This window comes from Marinobacter qingdaonensis, from assembly GCF_034555935.1.
Lineage (GTDB): Bacteria > Pseudomonadota > Gammaproteobacteria > Pseudomonadales > Oleiphilaceae > Marinobacter > Marinobacter qingdaonensis.
On sequence record NZ_JAYDCJ010000003.1, the window covers coordinates 2791680 to 2809484 of the forward strand.

At 61.2% G+C, this 17805-nt stretch carries 14 protein-coding genes, 2 tRNA genes and 1 riboswitch; of the genes, 4 read left to right on the forward strand and 12 right to left on the reverse strand.

What is annotated here, in order from left to right:
- Positions 1–188: 188 nt before the first annotated feature.
- The 7 genes from betA to U5822_RS16035 form a co-directional block, all read right to left on the reverse strand.
- Complete coding sequence (gene betA, locus U5822_RS16005; protein ID WP_322856612.1) at positions 189–1886, reverse strand: choline dehydrogenase; 1698 nt, start codon at positions 1884–1886, stop codon at positions 189–191.
- A 22-nt stretch (positions 1887–1908) separates the two neighbouring features.
- Positions 1909–3975 (reverse strand): choline BCCT transporter BetT, encoded by a 2067-nt coding sequence (gene betT, locus U5822_RS16010; RefSeq protein ID WP_322856613.1) that lies wholly within the window; start codon positions 3973–3975, stop codon positions 1909–1911.
- A 145-nt stretch (positions 3976–4120) separates the two neighbouring features.
- Positions 4121–5365, reverse strand: a complete 1245-nt coding sequence (locus U5822_RS16015) for a D-amino acid dehydrogenase (protein ID WP_322856614.1) — start codon at positions 5363–5365, stop codon at positions 4121–4123.
- Positions 5366–5528: 163 nt separating this feature from the next.
- Positions 5529–5628: riboswitch (glycine riboswitch) on the reverse strand.
- A gap of 60 nt (positions 5629–5688) precedes the next feature.
- The gene (locus U5822_RS16020) at positions 5689–6528 is read right to left on the reverse strand and encodes a formate/nitrite transporter family protein (RefSeq protein ID WP_322856615.1); all 840 of its coding nucleotides are present in this window, start codon (positions 6526–6528) and stop codon (positions 5689–5691) included.
- A gap of 154 nt (positions 6529–6682) precedes the next feature.
- Complete coding sequence (locus tag U5822_RS16025) at positions 6683–8365, reverse strand: class I SAM-dependent methyltransferase (protein WP_322856616.1); 1683 nt, start codon at positions 8363–8365, stop codon at positions 6683–6685.
- Between the two features lie 201 nt (positions 8366–8566).
- Positions 8567–8640 (reverse strand) — tRNA-Cys (locus U5822_RS16030).
- An 83-nt stretch (positions 8641–8723) separates the two neighbouring features.
- A tRNA-Gly gene (locus U5822_RS16035) sits at positions 8724–8799 on the reverse strand.
- A gap of 223 nt (positions 8800–9022) precedes the next feature.
- On the opposite strand from U5822_RS16035, the gene U5822_RS16040 reads away from it, so the two are divergent.
- From U5822_RS16040 to U5822_RS16055, 4 genes are read left to right on the forward strand one after another with little or no spacing between them, the layout of a single operon-like run.
- The gene (locus U5822_RS16040) at positions 9023–10168 is read left to right on the forward strand and encodes an ABC transporter permease (RefSeq protein WP_425259429.1); all 1146 of its coding nucleotides are present in this window, start codon (positions 9023–9025) and stop codon (positions 10166–10168) included.
- 3 nt (positions 10169–10171) lie between these two features.
- Positions 10172–11002 carry an ABC transporter ATP-binding protein gene (locus U5822_RS16045; RefSeq protein WP_322856618.1) on the forward strand — a complete coding sequence of 277 codons (831 nt, stop codon included), beginning with the start codon at positions 10172–10174 and terminating at the stop codon, positions 11000–11002.
- 9 nt (positions 11003–11011) lie between these two features.
- The gene (locus U5822_RS16050) at positions 11012–11950 is read left to right on the forward strand and encodes an MlaD family protein (protein ID WP_322856619.1); all 939 of its coding nucleotides are present in this window, start codon (positions 11012–11014) and stop codon (positions 11948–11950) included.
- Complete coding sequence (locus tag U5822_RS16055; protein ID WP_322856620.1) at positions 11947–12561, forward strand: ABC-type transport auxiliary lipoprotein family protein; 615 nt, start codon at positions 11947–11949, stop codon at positions 12559–12561. Before U5822_RS16050 ends, U5822_RS16055 begins: the two co-directional genes overlap by 4 nt.
- Here the strand turns inward: U5822_RS16055 and pgsA are convergent.
- From pgsA to U5822_RS16080, 5 genes are all read right to left on the reverse strand, one after another.
- Positions 12558–13106, reverse strand: coding sequence for a CDP-diacylglycerol--glycerol-3-phosphate 3-phosphatidyltransferase (gene pgsA / locus U5822_RS16060; protein ID WP_322856621.1), 549 nt, complete (start codon positions 13104–13106; stop codon positions 12558–12560). The genes U5822_RS16055 and pgsA overlap by 4 nt on opposite strands.
- Before the next feature lie 7 nt (positions 13107–13113).
- Positions 13114–14973: an excinuclease ABC subunit UvrC gene (gene uvrC / locus U5822_RS16065; RefSeq protein ID WP_322856622.1), complete on the reverse strand. Its 1860-nt coding sequence runs from the start codon at positions 14971–14973 to the stop codon at positions 13114–13116.
- Positions 14957–15616 (reverse strand): UvrY/SirA/GacA family response regulator transcription factor, encoded by a 660-nt coding sequence (gene uvrY, locus U5822_RS16070; protein WP_322856623.1) that lies wholly within the window; start codon positions 15614–15616, stop codon positions 14957–14959. Before uvrY ends, uvrC begins: the two co-directional genes overlap by 17 nt.
- Before the next feature lie 100 nt (positions 15617–15716).
- Positions 15717–15968 carry a YheU family protein gene (locus U5822_RS16075; protein ID WP_322856624.1) on the reverse strand — a complete coding sequence of 84 codons (252 nt, stop codon included), beginning with the start codon at positions 15966–15968 and terminating at the stop codon, positions 15717–15719.
- 82 nt (positions 15969–16050) lie between these two features.
- Positions 16051–17670, reverse strand: coding sequence for a methyl-accepting chemotaxis protein (locus U5822_RS16080; protein WP_322856625.1), 1620 nt, complete (start codon positions 17668–17670; stop codon positions 16051–16053).
- Positions 17671–17805 lie beyond the last annotated feature (135 nt).

Genomic DNA, 17805 nt, shown 5'->3' on the forward strand with positions numbered 1-17805 from the left:
TTACCTCATCGCACCCTGAACTAAAACCGTCAACTTTTTTTACAACAAATGATTGTTTTTGTTAACCAGTTCTTACATATAGGCATAGGTAGAGGACAACGACATGTCAAACCGATTTTGGCGTGGGTTGGCAGGATAAGCCAGTCCCCGGCCCGTCAGGACGTGCCTAAGGCATTGACCCTTCGAGACTACTCCGTTGATCTAACCGGCTCATGTTCGCGCTGGCGCTCGGCCCAATTTTCGGCGTGGTAGGCGCCTGCCTCGGAGGGTTTCAGCAGTTTGCGGTTCAGGATGTGATCGGCGGCTTTCTCCGCGATCATGATGGTGGGTGCGTTGATATTACCGTTGGTGACCGTCGGCATGATGGACGAGTCCACTACCCGCAGCCCCTTGATGCCATGGACCCGACATTGGGGGTCCACCACCGCCATGGCATCAAGCCCCATGCGACAACTGCCGCAGGGGTGGTAGGCGGTTTCGGCGTTGTCTGCGACCCAGTCGTCCAGCTCGTCGTCGCTCTGCACCGACTGGCCGGGCATCAATTCCTCGCCCCGATAGGGGTCAAACGCCGGTTGCGCAAAGATCTCCCGGGTCAGACGAATGCCGGACCGATAGGCCTGCTTGTCCTCCTCCGCGTGCAGGTAGTTGAAGAACATTTTGGGCGGTGCGGCCGGATCGCGGGAGGCCAGCTTGACCCAGCCCCGGCTCTTGGGCTTGTTGGCGCCCAAATGCGCCTGGAAGCCGTGGCCTTCCGAGGCACTGGAGCCGTCGTAGGCGATGGCCCCGGCCAGGAAATGGTATTGCAGGTCCGGGTATTTCAGCCCGGCCCGGCTGCGGATGTAGCCATTGGATTCGAAATGATTGGACGCCCCCAGGCCCTTTTTGAAGAACAGCCAGCGGGCGCCGATCCAGGCCTGGCCAAACGGATTGAGCCAACCGTTCAGGGTAATTTTCTGGCGGCAGGTCTGCTGGATCCACACTTCCAGGTGATCGTGCAGATTCTGGCCCACCCCCGGCAGATTGTGCACCGGCTCAATCCCCACCTCCTTGAGATGCTCGGCCGGCCCGATGCCTGAGAGCATCAACAGCTTGGGAGAGTTGAAGGCACTGGCGCTCAGGATGACCTCCCGCCGGGCTTTGACCTGGTAGATCTTGCCGTCCTGCCGGTACTCGACACCGGTGGCTTTCTTACCCTCCAGCAGAATGCGAGTGGTGAGGGCGTGCATGCGCAAGGTCAGGTTGCTGCGACCAAGGGCCGGTTTCAGGTAGGCATTGGCGGTGGAGCAACGGCGTCCGTCCCGGACCGTCATGTCCATGCGACAGAAGCCTTCCTGGCGGTAACCGTTGTAGTCCTCGGTCTCACCGTAGCCGGCCTGGCGACCAGCCTCGATAAACGCACGATACAGCGGATTTTTCATGTTGTTGCCGTTGCATACGCCCAGCGGGCCGCCGACGTCCCGGTAGTCGTCGGCGCCGTAAATGCAGTCTTCGGCGCGCCGGAAATACGGCAGTACTTCCTCGTAACTCCAGCCCTGTGCACCCTCGTGCACCCACTCCTCGAAATCGCCGGCGCAGCCGCGAACGTAGGCCATGCCATTGATGGACGAGGAACCGCCGATAACCTTGCCCCGGGCCTGATGGATCCGGCGCCCGTGCAGCCCCGGTTCCGACTCGGTGTAGAGCTCCCAATCGAACTTTGGCTTGTTCAGGGGGATCGAAAAGGCCGTGGGCATCTGGATGAAGATGGAGTTGTCCTTGCCGCCGTACTCCAGCACCAGCACCTGGTATTGGCCATCGGCACTCAGGCGGTCGGCCAGTACCGACCCGGCCGATCCCGCGCCGACAATGATGTAGTCGAAGTGATCCTCGGGTGTGGCCTCGCTCATGACCCGCCTCCTGTCTCACACATTAGGGTTCGTCCGAGCCACTCGGCATGATGGTATCGCCACCTGGAAGCTCCCGCTGGCTATGCAGGAAGAACAGGTGCCGTTCGTACTGGTCGAGAATGTCGGCAATCACCTGCTCCCGGGTGTAGCCGTAAAGATCGTAGCCCTGCCCGCCCTCGGAGAGATGGACCTCTGCCCGGAAATAATGGGTGTCGGCCCGGGTCGCCCTGATCGAAAACGCCGGCATCCGGCATTTGGCCGGCCAGACCTGATAGGTGAAGTCCAACTCGCCGCCCAGATCCACGTGCAAGGCAAGATAGGCGGTGTCCTCGTCGCCCGATTCAATCTTCACCGGGAACCCCTTGGACGCCAGCACCTCACAAATTTCCTCCATGGCAGGTTTGACCGTCACGGACAGGAAGCGTTTCAACTGGGCCAGATCGGGGAAACTGACGCTTCGGCCCAGCCGCTGCTGCCAGTTCAGGGCGGCGTGTTTCTCGCCACCGGTCCGACCGGACAGGTGCCCGGCAATGCTGGCCCGGTGGCTGTCCTCCTTCAGGCCCTCCAGTTTCAGCGCCTTGAACAGCCCGAGCATCATCAGGAACAGCACGAAGGCAAACGGCAGCCCCATCACCACCACCGCACTCTGGAGCGCACTGAGCCCGCCCGCCATCAGCAGCGCCACGGTGAGCACCCCGATGATGCCGGCCCAGAGAATGCGCATCCACGCGGGGGCGTCGTGATTGGGATCGGTCAGGATGGAGGTCAGATTCGACAGTACCAGTGAGCCGGAGTCGCCGGAGGTGACAAAGAACACCACCGCCAGGATGGTCACCACCACCGTGGTCAGTCCCACCCAGGGGTAGCTCTCGAGGAACAGGTAAATGGACGAGCCCGGATGATCCATCGCCTGCTGGCCGAAACCGGACACCCCAGCATCGTTCATCACCAGGTCAATGGCGCTGTTCCCCATGATCGACATCCAGGCCATCATGAAGGCCAGCGGCAGGATCAGAGTGCCGGCGACGAACTGGCGAATGGTGCGCCCGCGGGAAATCCGCGCCAGGAACAGCCCAACGAAGGGCCCCCAGGCAATCCACCAGGCCCAGAAGAACACCGTCCAGGCGTTCAGCCAGTCGGTGGGCGGGTCAAAGGCGTAGGTGTTGAAAGACAGGCTGATGAAATTCGACAGGTAGTCGCCCACGTTCATCACCAGGGCGTTCAGCAAGAAGATGGTGTCGCCGGCAAACAGCACGAACAGCATCAGCAGCAGCGCCAACAGCATGTTGAACTCGGACAGTCGGCGAATGCCCCGCTCGACCCCGGTGAAGGCGGAGATGGCGGAGAAGATGACGATGGCCACCGCGAGCAAGGACTGGGTCACGGTGCTCTCGGCCACGCCAAACATATAGTTGAGCCCGAAGTTCAGCTGGATGATGCCGATGCCCAGACTGGTGGCAATACCGAACACGGTCCCCAGCACCGCGGCCGAGTCCACAAAATGCCCGATGGCACCGCGTACCCGGGCGCCAAAGATGGGGTACAGGGTGGACCGGATGGTCAGTGGCAGGCCGTGGCGGTAGCTGAAGAACGCCATCGCCATGCCCACCAGGGTGTACACGCCCCAACCGGACAGGCCCCAATGCAGAAAGGTGATCTCCAGGGCATGACGGGCGGCCGCCAGGGTCTCCGGATCACCGCTGGGCGGCGCCAGGTACTGGGTCACCGGCTCGGCAATGCAGAAAAACAGCAGATCGATGCCGATGCCCGCCGAGAACAGCATGGCGGCCCAGGTAAGGACACTGAAATCCGGGGTCGAATGGGCCGGCCCCAGGCGCAGCTTGCCAAAGCGCGACAGGCCGATGGCAATCACGAACACCAGGTAGACCACCACCGCCAGGAAATAGAACCAGCCGAAGCTGTTGGAAATCCAGCCCAACACCGCGAAGATCGCGGCACTGGCGGCGTCGGTAAACAGGATGGTCAGTACCGCGAAAGCGGTGATGCCGGCGGCTGAGCCGTAGAAAACGATCGGGTTGAGTCGGTCTTGCCGATTGGGTTCGGTGCTGGTGGCGGCCTCTTGATCCATATCAAACGCCCCCTCAGGGAATCGGACACGGAACCGAAGTAGGTACCGTGTTCTATTTGATATAGAGAGGCAATGACGGACCGTCAAGCCATAAAGGTGGGAAATGAAAAGGCCCGGTCGCTGGGGACCGGGCCTGATACACGCGTTAGCCGGTGACGCTGATGGGCTGACCCGAGGAAGCGGCTTCCACGGTGTCCGCCAGCATGGTGGCGGTGATGGCGGACAGGGTCCAGCCCAGGTGGCCGTGGCCGGTGTTGTAGAACACAGTCGGCAAGCGCCCTGCTCCCACTCTCGGCATCATGTTCGGCAACATGGGGCGCAGGCCCGCCCAGGGAATGACCCGACGGGTACTGACACCCGGGAAGCACTCCTCCACCCAGCGGGTGAGCGGGCGAATGCGGTCGTCCCGAATGTCCCGGTTGTAACCGGTGAATTCGGCCGTGCCGGCCACCCGGAAGCGGCCATCGCCCAACCGGCTGGTCACGATCTTGGTGGCGTCGTCCAGCAGACTGACGCTCGGGGCCGCCTTCTGCGAGGCCTCGTCGTTCAGCTCCACGGTAATCGAGTAACCCTTGACCGGGTAGATGTTGACCCGGTCACCGAGTTTCGCGGCCAGCGCCCGGCTGCCGACGCCGGCGCAAATCACCACGCCGTCGAAGGTGTCGCGGTGTTGTTCCTTGCCATCGTGGGCAGTGACCCAGGCGTGGTTCTGGTCGGCGCTCAGCTCGGTCACCGTATGGCCGTACTGGGTCTTGACGCCCAGACGCAGGATGGCCTCGGCCAGACCGTGGGTAAACTTGTGGATGTCACCGGTGGAGTCACTCTCGGTGAAGAAACCGCCGTAGTAGTTGCCGGCCAGGGTCGGCTCGATCGCCTTCATTTCGTCCGGGGTCACCGCCCGGCGCTCCAGGCCACCGGCTGCCAACAGCTTGGACACCTTCGCGGCGTGATCAAAGCCGGCCTTGTCGCGGTAAATGTGCAGGATGCCCTGCTTCTTCAGATCGAAATCGATGCCCTCTTCCTTGGCCCACTCGAACAGGTGTTCCCGGGCGGCAATGGCGAGGCGTGCGGTTTCGGTGGTGTTCTGCTCGTACTGGGGAATGGCGGCGATAAACTCGGCGAACCAGCTCAGCTTGTGCCAGGACGGCTTGGGGTTGACCAGCAGCGGGGCATCGGGACGCATCATCCACTTCATGCCCTTGAGGACGGTCTGCCAGTTGTTCCAGACCTCGGCGTTGGAGGCCGACAGCTGACCACCGTTGGCAAAGGAGGTTTCCATCGCCGCGTAGCGATGCTTCTCGAAAACGGTGACGTCCAGACCACGCTTGGCCAGGGTGTAGGCGGTGGTAATACCGGTGATACCGCCACCAATGACTGCAATTCGCTTCATACTTTCTCCAGGGAGCGTCCAGGGTTTCCTCCCTGCGCGATGTGGCAGGAAGCACCCCTTCCGTCTCTGAACCTGAGAGATTCACGCGCCCCGGGATTCGGGGCCGCCGCTTGCTCCTTCGGTGTGCCGACTGACGCGATTGCCGGCAACTCTTCGGAAAGTCTTCGTGTGAGCGGTCCTTTTGCCTGAGAGTTTCCGGGGCAGTTGCTCCTTCGGCGCCGTTTCAGTGTTCACTGCGAAACGGTCTCTCCCGCTGACACGTCTGGTCGTTGTGGTGACCAGCACAGAACGGAAGATAGCAAATTATTCGGTTTGGCAAAAGTTTAGCCACCGGCTTCCGGCTTGCTGTAGCTCACCTGGGCGTAGTTGATGGCCGCCACCAGCATGATGCCGCCGACCATGTTGCCCAGCAGCGTGGGTGCGAAGAACCCGAACAGGAAGTCGCCAAATCCGTGCGGGCCCTGAAACACCCCATAGAGCGCCGCCACGGAGCCGGCGATGATGTGCGGGAAGTGCGCCAGGCCTATCACGAAGGTGACCAGGATGATCACCCCCACCCGAGCCGACTCGGCAAAAGGCATCAACCAGACCATCAGCGCCACCAGCCAGCCAGCGAATATGGCCCGGACGAACATGGTGCCAAAATCGTGGCCGTACTCCCGGGCCGCGATGGCTTCGAGGGCCTCGTCTATCTTGGGCGCGAGCAGGTCGAACTGGGTTAACACCAAAGCAAAGACGGCCGTCCCCAGCATGTTGAAGCACAACACCACGGCCCACAGTTTGAGGGTGCCCAGGGTGGTGGCCAAGTCCCGAACCCGCAGAACCTCCAAGACCGGAGTCAGGGTGTTCTCGGTGAACAGCTGCTGACGGCCGAGGATGACAAACAGAAACCCCACCGAATACCCGAAGCTGCTGACGATCGGCCGCCAGGCCACATCGCCGGAATAGCTGTACAGCAGGGCCTGGGCAATAAAGGAAAAGCCCATGGACAGACCCGCGGCCAGCGCCGACCAGGCCAGGGCCACCAGCGGCCGGCTCAGCTCGTTCTCGGCCTCACCGCGGATGGCCTCATAGACCACGGCGGCACTGGGGGACTCCCGGCGACGCGCGTCCCGTTTTTCCTGGGGATCCAAAGACGTGGGTGGGGAGTCATCCTGGGGCATGGGGTGGTCGTCCGTTGGGTAACATCTTTTCAGATTGGATCCCACGGCACCGCCCGTCAATGTAACGGGGCGGCTGCTCCCCGGCGCCCCCTGCCCGTCTGCCTGCCTCTGACCTAGATAAAGTAATTGGACGATTCAACTTGGGATTGAACGGTTACATCCCGAGCCACTCGGTCAACTGAAGATTGTTCTTCAGTCGAAGCCGCTGTTGAAGCATTCCCTCGAATACACAATCAACAGTTGGGCTGCTACCTAACAGCGGCAGCGCCGCTTCGGCCTCACTGAAAAACTGCGATTCCCGATCGGTACCAACAACTGCCCTCTGCCACCATTCGATGATCCTCGGTCTGGCCGCTTTCAGAAGGGAATCTGCAGGGAGTTTTTCCGACTTTGCGGCATTTGCTGAATGCGAGGCGGGCAACAGGTTCCAGAGGTCGTTATTGCTCCAGCGAGACCAAGGGAAACAATGATCAATATCGTAGCTCAATGCCCTCAGATTGCGCGCTGTCCAAACACACTCCACTGACCCACTCGAGAGTTGCCCCTCCACCATTTTCCTTACGAACGCAGTGTCGCGGCGGCCTTCTGCCCATTGCAGCGCCTGATGGAAGGTATCCATGGAGTAACGTATTTCCCAGCTCCCCATCAGGTTAACCCATTCATTCACAATGGCAGGCTCAACCCAGCAGGCATATCGACTGAAGGTATCCCACAGCATCGCGGGAACACGGAAACGCCCAAATTGTTCAAGCGTCTTTTTATCCAGCCTTACTGGCTCTTCTCGAATCGGAAACCTGCTGCTGCCGCCTTCAAAAATCTGCCGATTCGTCCCTGGCCAGGTTGTAAATTTTGCGGGGTTCTTGAGAATATTTGCCGAAGCAACTTTTATGGCTCTCATCACTACAGGGGCATGCTCCTCCGAGAGGGCCAACCCAACCCTGAAATCCAAAGGCGACAACTTCTCCAACTCGTAAAAATCTTCACGGGCAAAACCATAGCCCGCAGCTCCAGGGGCCTGACGGAGCCGATGCTTAAGCACCAGTGGGTGATAAAGCATCAGCCAGAACAACCCAACGGCACCAAGCGGAAGCTCCACCCAGTCATCCGATCTGTTGAGTATCAATCCCGGTGAACTATCAGCAATTCTCACCAGAGTTCGAAGTAAGCCCAACTTGTACGTTGAGGACTTATTGTCGTTAACGATGATGTGGCGCAACGTTGGAAGCGCGCCGGTACCATCGTCCGGAAGCCTATAGGCGGCCGTTTCCCACCAAACATCCTTGCGCTCTAACTCATCTGCTTGACGCACGTCAGACAGAAGGACCGGGATCACTGCCCGCTGGCGGGCAAAGCTGTCCAACTCTGCCCTGCTAACCTCATAGAACTGCCTTTCACCGTCCCCTGGGCCATGCCGGAGCGTAACGACCAGAAGCCCGGACGGCGCCAACAACTCAGTAAGAATTCGAAAAGCCCTTTGCCTGGAAGTCGGCGGTAAATGCATCCAGACAGCAGAAACAAGAATGAGATCGAAGCGATAACTGAGCTTACGGATTCGGGCTAACTCGGGAAGGGCATCATCCATCCACTGGATAGTTTTCTCAGAAGTCGCGGACTGCCCAAGCCGGCGAAGCTCCGAAGCAGGCTCCACGGCAATCACATCCCAACCCCGCTCAGCAAGACCTAGAGCATCACGGCCACTCCCGGCCCCAACATCTAATGCCAGGCCACCCTGCCCATTTAACTGGCTAATCCAGTCGCGGTGGACCTGCTCGAAATTCAGGGACTGGTATTGGGTGAAAAAAGCTTGAGCGTTACGGTTGTATGGGCTGATTGTCATTGAATGCTGATTACCACGTTCGCCATTCGATGGAGGTTACTTAATCACGAATGGCTGGGTTGCTGCCAGCGGCGAGTCGAGAAAGAGAAGTAGAAAAAGGAAGGAGAATAGGCCAAGCGACAGGTATAAAGCCCCGATGTCATTCCACTCGGAAATGGACAACACTGGTGGAACCTTTGCTCTATTAAATAAGGAAGAAATTGGAGGCGCGGGTCGGAATCGAACCGGCGTACACGGAGTTGCAGTCCGCTGCATAACCACTCTGCCACCGCGCCGGGAAAGCCTGAATTTGGCTCTTGCTCTCAGGAGGCGTGAGAGACTTGGATTGTGATTTCCAACCGGCGAACCGGAGAGAAATTGGAGCGGGAAACGAGATTCGAACTCGCGACCCCAACCTTGGCAAGGTTGTGCTCTACCAACTGAGCTATTCCCGCTTGGTCAACGAGGGCGTATTCTACGGATTCGACCGTTTCCGTCAACCTCTTTTTTCAACTTTTTGTTTTATAGGCTATTTTGGGCATTTTTTGTCCGATTGGGCTACCCCCTGCTCACTGGCGAAGAGGCGGTAGTGTTTCTAAGCTGGAAGTAAGACGGAAGCCAACAATAACCGACGGATCTTAAGCCAACGTGACCAGGCCCGCCAAAGAAGACCATCCGATTTTTGCGGCGAGCACGACGACGCCGGGCAGTGTCGTATTTGCCGGTGATTCGTTGGCCATCTCTGGCGACTGGACCCTCACCGACCATCAGCACCTCAAACGCACCCTCGCCTCATTGGACTCGCAGTTTTCGCCAGGTACCGCGATTGCCGAGGTGGATCTGGCCGGCCTCGGTCGCCTGGATACCGCCGGCGCCTCCCTGTTGGTGTCGTTTCTGGGACCGGAGCGCCTGCACCGGCTGGCCAGCGAGGGCCGAGACCTGGCGCGCGAAAAAAGCGCCCTGCTGTTGGCGGTCTGCGAGGCCATGATGGACCGGACCGAACCGGCGCCGCCCCGGGTGTCATTTCTGACGGGCCTGCTGGCCGAAACCGGCCAGCGCACCGAAAACATCGTTGGCTTGCTCAAGGACCTCAATGGCTTTATCGGCCAGACCCTGGGCACCCTGTTCTGGATCCTGCCCCGCCCCTGGCGCTGGCGCATCACCCCGTTCATTGCCGCCATTCAGGAAACCGGCCTGAATGCCCTGCCCATCGTGGCGCTGCTGACATTCCTGGTCGGTGCGGTGGTGGCCTTTCTGGGCGCCACCGTACTGCAGAGCTTCGGGGCGACCATTTACACGGTAAATCTGGTGACGTTTTCCTTCCTGCGGGAATTCGGGGTGCTGTTGGCCGCGATTCTGCTGGCCGGTCGCACCGCCAGCGCCTTTACCGCCCACATCGGCGCCATGAAGGTCAACGAGGAGCTGGACGCCATCCGCACCCTGGGCCTGAGCCCGATCGAACTCCTGGTCATTCCGCGGGTGTTGGCGATGATGGTCAGCCTGCCCATCCTGGCTTTTGTCGGCATGATTTCCGGCATCGCCGGCGGTGCCACCGTCTGTGCCCTGGCCCTGGACATCTACCTCACCCAGTTCCTGGCCATCATCGAACGCAGCATCGAGGTCCGGCATTTTCTGGTGGGACTGGGCAAAGCCCCGCTGTTCGCCTTTATCATCGCCGTGATCGGCTGCCTGGAGGGCTTCAAGGTCAGCGGCAGCGCCCAGTCGGTGGGCGAACACACCACCTCGAGTGTGGTGCAGTCGATTTTCATGGTCATTCTGCTCGACTCCATCGCGGCCATGTTCTTCATGGAAATGGGGTGGTGAGTCATGGTTAAGCGTCACCGACTCGAACCCCATCCGGCCTCCCTGGGCGAGACCGTCATCCAGGTGCGCCAGCTGTGCAACCGCTTTGGTCCCCACACCATCCACGAAAACCTGGACCTGGACCTGATGACCGGCGAGATTCTGGGCGTGGTGGGTGGGTCCGGCACCGGCAAGACCGTGTTGCTGCGCAGCATTGTCGGCCTGATCCGACCGGCCGCCGGCCACATCCATGTCTTTGGCAAGGATCTGGAGGAACTGCCGGAGCGGGAACGGTCGGTCGCCCAGCAGCGCCTGGGCGTTCTGTTCCAGGGCGGCGCCCTGTTCACCTCGCTCAACCTGCAGGAGAACATCGCGGTTCCGCTGATGGAGCACGCCGGGCTGAACCGAGCGGACGCCGAACAGCTGGCCCGCATGAAGCTGGCGCTGACCGGACTTCCGCCCGAGGCCGCATTGAAGTACCCCTCGGAACTGTCGGGCGGGATGGTGAAACGGGCCTCCCTGGCCCGTGCGCTGGCGTTGGACCCGGAGGTCCTGTTCCTGGACGAGCCAACCGCCGGCCTCGACCCCATCGGCGCCGCCGCCTTCGACCGGCTGATCGTGACTTTGCGGGATGCGCTCGGGCTGACGGTTTTTATGGTCACCCACGACCTGGACACGCTGTACGCCACCTGCGACCGCATCGCCGTGCTGTCCCAGAAAAAGGTCCTGGTGGCCGATCGCATCGAACGGGTGGCGGCCGTGGACGACCCGTGGATCCAGGACTATTTCAACGGGCCCCGGGGACGGGCCGCCAGTCACGCCGTGCCGGGCAACACCCACGGACAGAAGGAGTAAGGGAGGGGTATGGAGCCGAAAGCCCACCACATCATCATCGGTTTGTTCACCTTGCTGGCGTTCGCCGCCGCCCTGCTGTTTGCCCTGTGGTTGGCCAAGTCCTCGGCGGACCGGAACTGGTCGTTCTACCAAATTGGCTTCAACCACCCGGTCAGCGGGCTCTCCAAGGGCAACCCCGTGCTCTACAGCGGCGTCCAGGTGGGCGATGTGGTGGATCTGCATCTGGACCCGCGGGACCCGAGCCACGTCCGGGTGCTGATCCGGGTCGACCAGGACATCCCCATTCGCGAAAACACCCGGGCCGGACTGGTACTGGCGAACATCACCGGCAGCATGAGCATCCAGTTCACCGGCGGCACCCTGGACAGCCCAATTCTCGAGGGCAGCATGGAGGACCCGCCCCTGATCATGGCCAGGCGCTCCGCCTTCGACAACCTGATGGCAAACGGCCAGGACCTGCTGCAGCAAGCCGATGCGCTGCTGACCAACGCCAACCGGATGTTCTCGCAACAGAACACCGACAACCTGTCGAGCATCCTGACCACCACCCGGGAAGCCGTGGAAGCCCTGATGGCCCAGCGTGCCGAGTTTTCACAGTTGCTGACTCGGTTGGACACCGCCGGCCAGCGGGCCGCCGAGGCCTCGGTCAAGGTGGCCCAGGTGTCGGACACCGTGAATACCCTGCTCACCAATGACGGGCAAGCCGCCCTGGCCTCGCTGGAGCAGACACTGACCACCATTCAGGCCACCGCGGCGCGCATCGACCGGCTGACCCGGGAAAACGAAGGTGCCATGGACTCCGGGCTTCAGGGCATGGGGGAATTGGCGCCGGCGCTCCGGGAATTGCGCAGCACCCTGCGCAACCTGAACCAGTTCACCCGCCGGCTCGGTGAAGACCCAACCCGAACCATCTGGGGCGGCGAAACCATCAAGGAGTTATCGCAGTGAGACAGTCAGCGAATCGATGGGCCCTGGTGGCGGTTCTGGCAGGACTGGTTACGGGGTGCACCTTGTTTCCCAGCCCCGAGCCACCCCGGGTGATGGATTTCTCCGTTCCCGAGCCGGAGTTCCGTGCCCAAGAGACCCAGGCTTTGAGTGTTCGGGTCGAATTGCCCTACGCCTCCGACCCCATCAACAGCAACCGCATACTGGCCAAGCCCAACCCGTTCGAATTCCAGGTGTACGATGAGGTGCGCTGGCGCGACACCATCCCGGTGGTGATCCGGGATCTGCTGATCCGGACCCTGCGGGCCAGTAACGGCTTTGCCCACGTGATCAGCGACAGCAATCCGGCCGATGCCGACTGGACCCTGGTGAGCGAGCTGGCCTCATTCCATACCGAGAATAACGACAGCCAGGTGAAGGCGGTGATTCAACTGCATGGCCAGATGATCGACAACCGGTCCCGGAAGACCCTGTGCGCCGAGAGTTTTCAGGCCCGGGAGCCAACCCCGGGCGCCAGCATCGAGCAGGTGGTGGCGGCGTTTGGCAAGGCCGGCGAGCAGCTGGCGAACGCGGTGGCCCGATGGGCGTCGGCGTGCCGGCGGAGCAAGCCCTAGGTGGCGGGAAACAGATCCGACCAGGCTGCTTTCAGGTAGAGCCCCATGGACCAGAGGGTCAGCCCCGCGGCAATGTACAGCAGGCCGATGGAAACGTCCGCCAGCGCGACGCCGGGCGGAAACGCCAGCAGGCCAACGATGGCCGCCATCTGCGCGGTGGTCTTTATCTTGCCGATGTAGGACACCGCGACACTGGCGCGGCTGCCAATCTCCGCCATCCACTCCCGCAATGCGGAAATCACGATTTCCCGGCCGATGATCACCGTTGCCGGGATGGTCAGCAGGATGCTCGAGTGCTCTTCGATCAGCACCGCCAGCGCCACGGCCACCATCAGCTTGTCCGCCACCGGATCCAGGAAGGCACCGAACGGGGTGCTCTGGTCCAACTTGCGCGCCAGATAGCCATCCAGCCAATCGGTCAGGCCCGCCAGGGCGAAGATGCAGGCACTGACCAGATAACTCCACTCCACCGGCAGATAAAAAATCATCACGAACACCGGGATCATGATGATGCGAGAGAGTGTGAGTATGTTCGGTAAATTCATGCTGTCCTTACTCGTCATGCAGTGCTGCGTAGATATTTTCCGCCAGGGCCTTGCTGATGCCCTGAACCTTGGTCATCTCGTCCACGCTGGCTTTGCGGATTTCCTGTATGCCGCCAAAGTAGCGAATGAGGTCCCTGCGCCGCTTCGGCCCCACACCCTCAATCCCCTCCAGCGTTGATTGCCGCCGCTTCTTGTCGCGGCGGGCCCGGTGGCCAGTGATGGCAAACCGGTGCGATTCGTCCCGGATGTGCTGAATCAGATGCAAGGCCGGGGAGTCGGCCGGAACCCGGAACACATCACCGGTCATGGCATCGATCAACTGCTCCATCCCCGCGCGCCGGGTCACGCCCTTCGCGACCCCGATCAGCGGAATATCGGAAATACCAAGCTCATCAAAGACTTCCCTGGCAATGTTCAACTGCCCCTTACCACCGTCGATGAAAACCAGGTCGGGCCGCTTGCCCTCCCCGGCCACCACCCGTTTGTAGCGCCGGGTCAGTACCTGGCGCATGGCGGCGTAGTCGTCGCCACCGGTGATGTCGGCGATGTTATAGAGCCGATAATCGCTCTTGAGCGGGCCATTCTCGTCGAAAACGACGCAGGATGCGACGGTATTTTCCCCGTGACTGTGGCTGATGTCGAAACATTCCATGCGCGCCGGCGTCTCCGCCAGCTCCAGCATGTCCCGCAGCGCCAGCAACCGGCGGTACACGGTTTCCTTGCTGGCCAGGTGGGTCAGCAGGGTCTGGCGGGCGTTGGTCATGGCCAGTTCCAACCAGCGCCGGCGTTCGCCCCGGACGTTGCCGCGAATTCGGGTCTCCCGGTTGGCCGCCTCTGACAGCGCCTGGGCCAACAGCTCCTGGCCCTCCACGTCCACCGGCACCAGGATGTCCCGGGGAATCTCCCGGCGGGTGTTGCCGCCAAAATAATACTGGCCGAGGAAGGCGCTCAGCAGCTCACCTTCGGTCTGTTCGATCGAATAGCGCGGAAAGTAGTCCTTGGTGCCCAGCACCCGGCCACCACGCACGATGATCACCACGATGCAGACAATGCCGGCATCCTGGGCGATGGCCAGGACATCGGCGTCGCCACCCTCGCCGTCCACGGACTGCTGCTCCTGGACATGACGCAGGTGGTTGATCTGGTCCCGGTAGGCCGCCGCCTTTTCGAATTCGAGGTTCTGGGACGCCGTCTCCATGGCCTGCATCAGGTCGTGGATGATGGCCGGGTTCTTGCCCTCGAGGAACATGGCGGCGTGACGGATGTCCTCCTGGTACTCCTCCGGGCTGATGTACTCCACGCAGGGCGCGGTACAGCGGTTAATCTGGTATTGCAGACACGGCCGGGTCCTATTTCTGAAATAGCTTTCAGTACAGGATCTTATACGGAATACCTTCTGCAGAATGTTAAGACTTTCCTTGACCGCCCCGGAACTCGGAAAGGGGCCGAACCAGGTACCGCCTCCTTTCTTGGTGCGGCCACGGCGGAAGGTTAGCGACGGATAATCGCTGTGGGAAGACAGATAGATGTACGGGTAGGATTTGTCGTCCCGCAGCAGAATGTTGTAGGGCGGGCGCAGGGACTTGATCAGGTTCTGTTCCAGCAGCAGGGCTTCGGTCTCGCTGCCGGTGATGGTCACTTCGATGGAGGCTATCTTGCCGACGAGGGCCTCGGTCTTGGGCGCCAGGCCGGTCTTGCGGAAGTAGCTGCTGACCCGTTGCTTGAGGTTGCGGGCTTTGCCCACGTACAGCACGGAGCCAGCCTCGTCGTACATCCGATAGACGCCGGGCCGTTCCGTGAGCCGTTTCAGGAAGTTCTTACTGTCGAACTCCGCTGGCTGCTGAACCGATTCAGACCTTGTCGGCATCAAGCAACCCGAGCCGCACGGCCATCAGGGCCAGCTCAACATCGCTGGAAATCTCCAGCTTCTCAAAGATCCGGTACCGATAGCTGTTCACCGTTTTCGGGCTCAGGCACAGCTTGTCGGAGATGTCCTGAACCTTCTGGCAATCCACCACCATCATCGCGATCTGCATTTCCCGCTCGGACAGGCGCTCAAACAGCGACAACTCGCCATCGTCATCGCGGTCGCCACTCAATTGCTTGAGGGCCATTTTCTGGGCGATTTCGGGGCTGATGTAGCGCTGGCCGGAGTGCGCCATGCGGATGGCCCGGACCATTTCCTTGATATCCGCGCCCTTGGTGATGTAGGCGGATGCACCGCTTTGCATAACCCGGGTCGGGTACGGGTCGTCGGCGCAGGCGGTCACCACAATCACCCGGATGGTGTCGTCGATGCGAAGGATGCGACGGGTGGCCTCCAGGCCACCGATACCGGGCATGCGGATGTCCATGAGGACAATGTCGGGCCGGGCCCGACGGACAAATTCAATGGCGTCTTCCCCAGAGGCTACCTGGCCGATGACTTCCAGGTCGGGGTTATCCGCCAGCATCCGGGTAATGCCCGAACGCACCAGCTCGTGGTCATCGACAACCAATACCCTGATCAACTTTCACCTCGCACACGGACTACGGGGAAAACAACGGAATTCTGACGGCCACCTTACCATTGCGTAGGTACAACCCGAAACTCCGGCGCCCGAACGGGATTCACGACGGGCTACCCAGACCGGCCGTATTCTCGACCGGATCAAACCAGACCACCAAATCGCCGCGCTTGACGGCAGCCCGGACACGACTGCGTTCGGCGAAGGGGTCTTCAGTATCGTTCAGTCCATGGTAACGGGTACAGTATTCCTCGACCAGTCCATTGAGCTGATCTTCGGTGAGAAGCTCGCTGTCCACGACGAATTTTTCCTGTCGCGGGTCGGGTTGGGGCTGATGGGCTGCGTCGTCGGTCATTCATCCTCCTGTCGAGCCCGACATGGTAAGGATTAAGACACGGAGGGAGAAGCCCTATCAGGGAAAATACGCGGCCCGGGGCTCAGGCCGCGTCGTGGGCGGTTCGGAAATGGGCAATCAGCTGGCGCATGGAATGGGACTCCTGGCGCAGGGCCTCACTGATCGAGCGGGTGTTTTCGACGCTCTCAATGAGGAAATCGGCGCTTTCATCCAGCATGGCCGAGCGGCGCCCCACCCGACCGATTTCGTCGCGCTGGGTGGTCACAGCAGCGGTGATTTCCTCGCTATGAGCCTCCAGGCTGTCGAAGCGGACCGCCAGCCCCTCCAGGTGTTCACGCAGCGCCACAAGATGCTCCCGGTTCTGGCTACCAGCCTCGCGCATGGCCTCCAACTGACCATCGGCATTACTGACCCCGGCCACCAGGTCCTGGACCCACTGGGAAATATCCCGGGTGGAGTCGGAGGTGCGCCGTGACAGGGTACGGACTTCGTCGGCGACCACGGCGAATCCGCGGCCGTGTTCCCCGGCCCGGGCCGCTTCAATCGCGGCGTTCAGCGCCAGCAGGTTGGTCTGCTCGGCGATCTCGGCAATCACTCCGATCACCTGCTCAATCTTACCGGAGGAGTCGGACAGGGCCTGAATGGAGGCTGCGACACGGGCAATCACCTCCACCGTGTTCTCCGCAGCCGCTTCACTGGTGACCAGGCGCTGCTGCACTTCGGCGTTGGCCGACACCGCCTCGCTGACGGTGCGGGCCGAGTTGTCCGTGGCCAGTTCGATGGCCGAGGCCTGGTCCGCGATGGTGGCCATGGACTGGCTGACGTCCTGGATCTGGCGCCGGGTACGCTCGGACGCTTCCTGCAGGGATTCCGCACCGGCGTCCAGGGTGCCGGAGCGCTGGTTCAGGCCACCGGCGGCGCCACGAATATCGGAAATGAACTGCTCAAAGCGGCTGACCAGGCCCCCAAGCGCTCGGCTGACCCCGGCCACCTCGTCCCGGCCATCAAGCACGGGCACCCAGGTCAGGTCACTCTGCTCTTCCATGGCGGTGAGTTCCCGCGCCATGGTCTGCAGACGCTGGATGACCGAGCCCCGCAACCACAGGGTCATCAGCACCACGAGCAGCAAAAAGCCCAGGGAACCGGCGACCAGGTAGGTCTGCTGGTTCGACAGGAACTGGAGCAACTCGTCTGCGCCGGTACCCACCGCTTCGCGGCTTTCCAGCTGCCGCTGGTTGATCGCGGACAACATCGGCTCCAGGGCTGGAAACAGGTCGAAATCCACCACCTGGCCAACCCGGTAGTAGCTTTTTTCCTCAATGCCCGACGCCATGGCGCCCATCAACGCCAATACCCGCTCGAACGCCTCGTCGTGCTGCTGCGCCCAGGCCTGCAGCTCCGGATTCTGTTGAACTGCGGCCCAATGGGCCGGCAGCGCGTCTTCCAGCCCGGCAAAGGCAGGCTGGATTTCATCCCACAGCAACAGCTGGGCTTTGATCTTGTAAGCCAGGTCCTGAAGTTTGCGATGGGACTGTTCCAGGTCCGCCAGCAGCCAGGTTTCCTGGAGGTTGGTGCGAATCAGGGTATCCGACGCGCCCTCAGCTTTCAGGATAATGGCCCAGGACAGGGCCGCCAGCCCGGCCAGGGCAAACACACACAGAAAGGCAAAACAGAGGATGCGGGTACGGACAGTGCCAAGCATGACAACTCCAGCAAGGGGCTTTGCCTGCAAGGCTATCCGCGCTTTGTGACAGATTTATGGCACTTCCCGGGCTTCTTTGGTCTAAGTTCCCGCCCTACCACCTTTTTCCAGCTTCAAAAACACGGCGGGATTGCC

What these genes read in the sequence shown, in the direction of transcription:
- uvrC (WP_322856622.1), bottom strand. Translation starts at nt 14,973, where the DNA reads ATGCCGACAAGGTCTGAATCGGTTCAGCAGCCAGCGGAGTTCGACAGT.
- U5822_RS16025 (WP_322856616.1), bottom strand. Translation starts at nt 8,365, where the DNA reads ATGACAATCAGCCCATACAACCGTAACGCTCAAGCTTTTTTCACCCAA.
- U5822_RS16075 (WP_322856624.1), bottom strand. Translation starts at nt 15,968, where the DNA reads ATGACCGACGACGCAGCCCATCAGCCCCAACCCGACCCGCGACAGGAA.
- U5822_RS16020 (WP_322856615.1), bottom strand. Translation starts at nt 6,528, where the DNA reads ATGCCCCAGGATGACTCCCCACCCACGTCTTTGGATCCCCAGGAAAAA.
- betT (WP_322856613.1), bottom strand. Translation starts at nt 3,975, where the DNA reads ATGGATCAAGAGGCCGCCACCAGCACCGAACCCAATCGGCAAGACCGA.
- betA (WP_322856612.1), bottom strand. Translation starts at nt 1,886, where the DNA reads ATGAGCGAGGCCACACCCGAGGATCACTTCGACTACATCATTGTCGGC.
- pgsA (WP_322856621.1), bottom strand. Translation starts at nt 13,106, where the DNA reads ATGAATTTACCGAACATACTCACACTCTCTCGCATCATCATGATCCCG.
- U5822_RS16045 (WP_322856618.1), top strand. Translation starts at nt 10,172, where the DNA reads ATGGTTAAGCGTCACCGACTCGAACCCCATCCGGCCTCCCTGGGCGAG.
- U5822_RS16050 (WP_322856619.1), top strand. Translation starts at nt 11,012, where the DNA reads ATGGAGCCGAAAGCCCACCACATCATCATCGGTTTGTTCACCTTGCTG.
- U5822_RS16080 (WP_322856625.1), bottom strand. Translation starts at nt 17,670, where the DNA reads ATGCTTGGCACTGTCCGTACCCGCATCCTCTGTTTTGCCTTTCTGTGT.
- U5822_RS16015 (WP_322856614.1), bottom strand. Translation starts at nt 5,365, where the DNA reads ATGAAGCGAATTGCAGTCATTGGTGGCGGTATCACCGGTATTACCACC.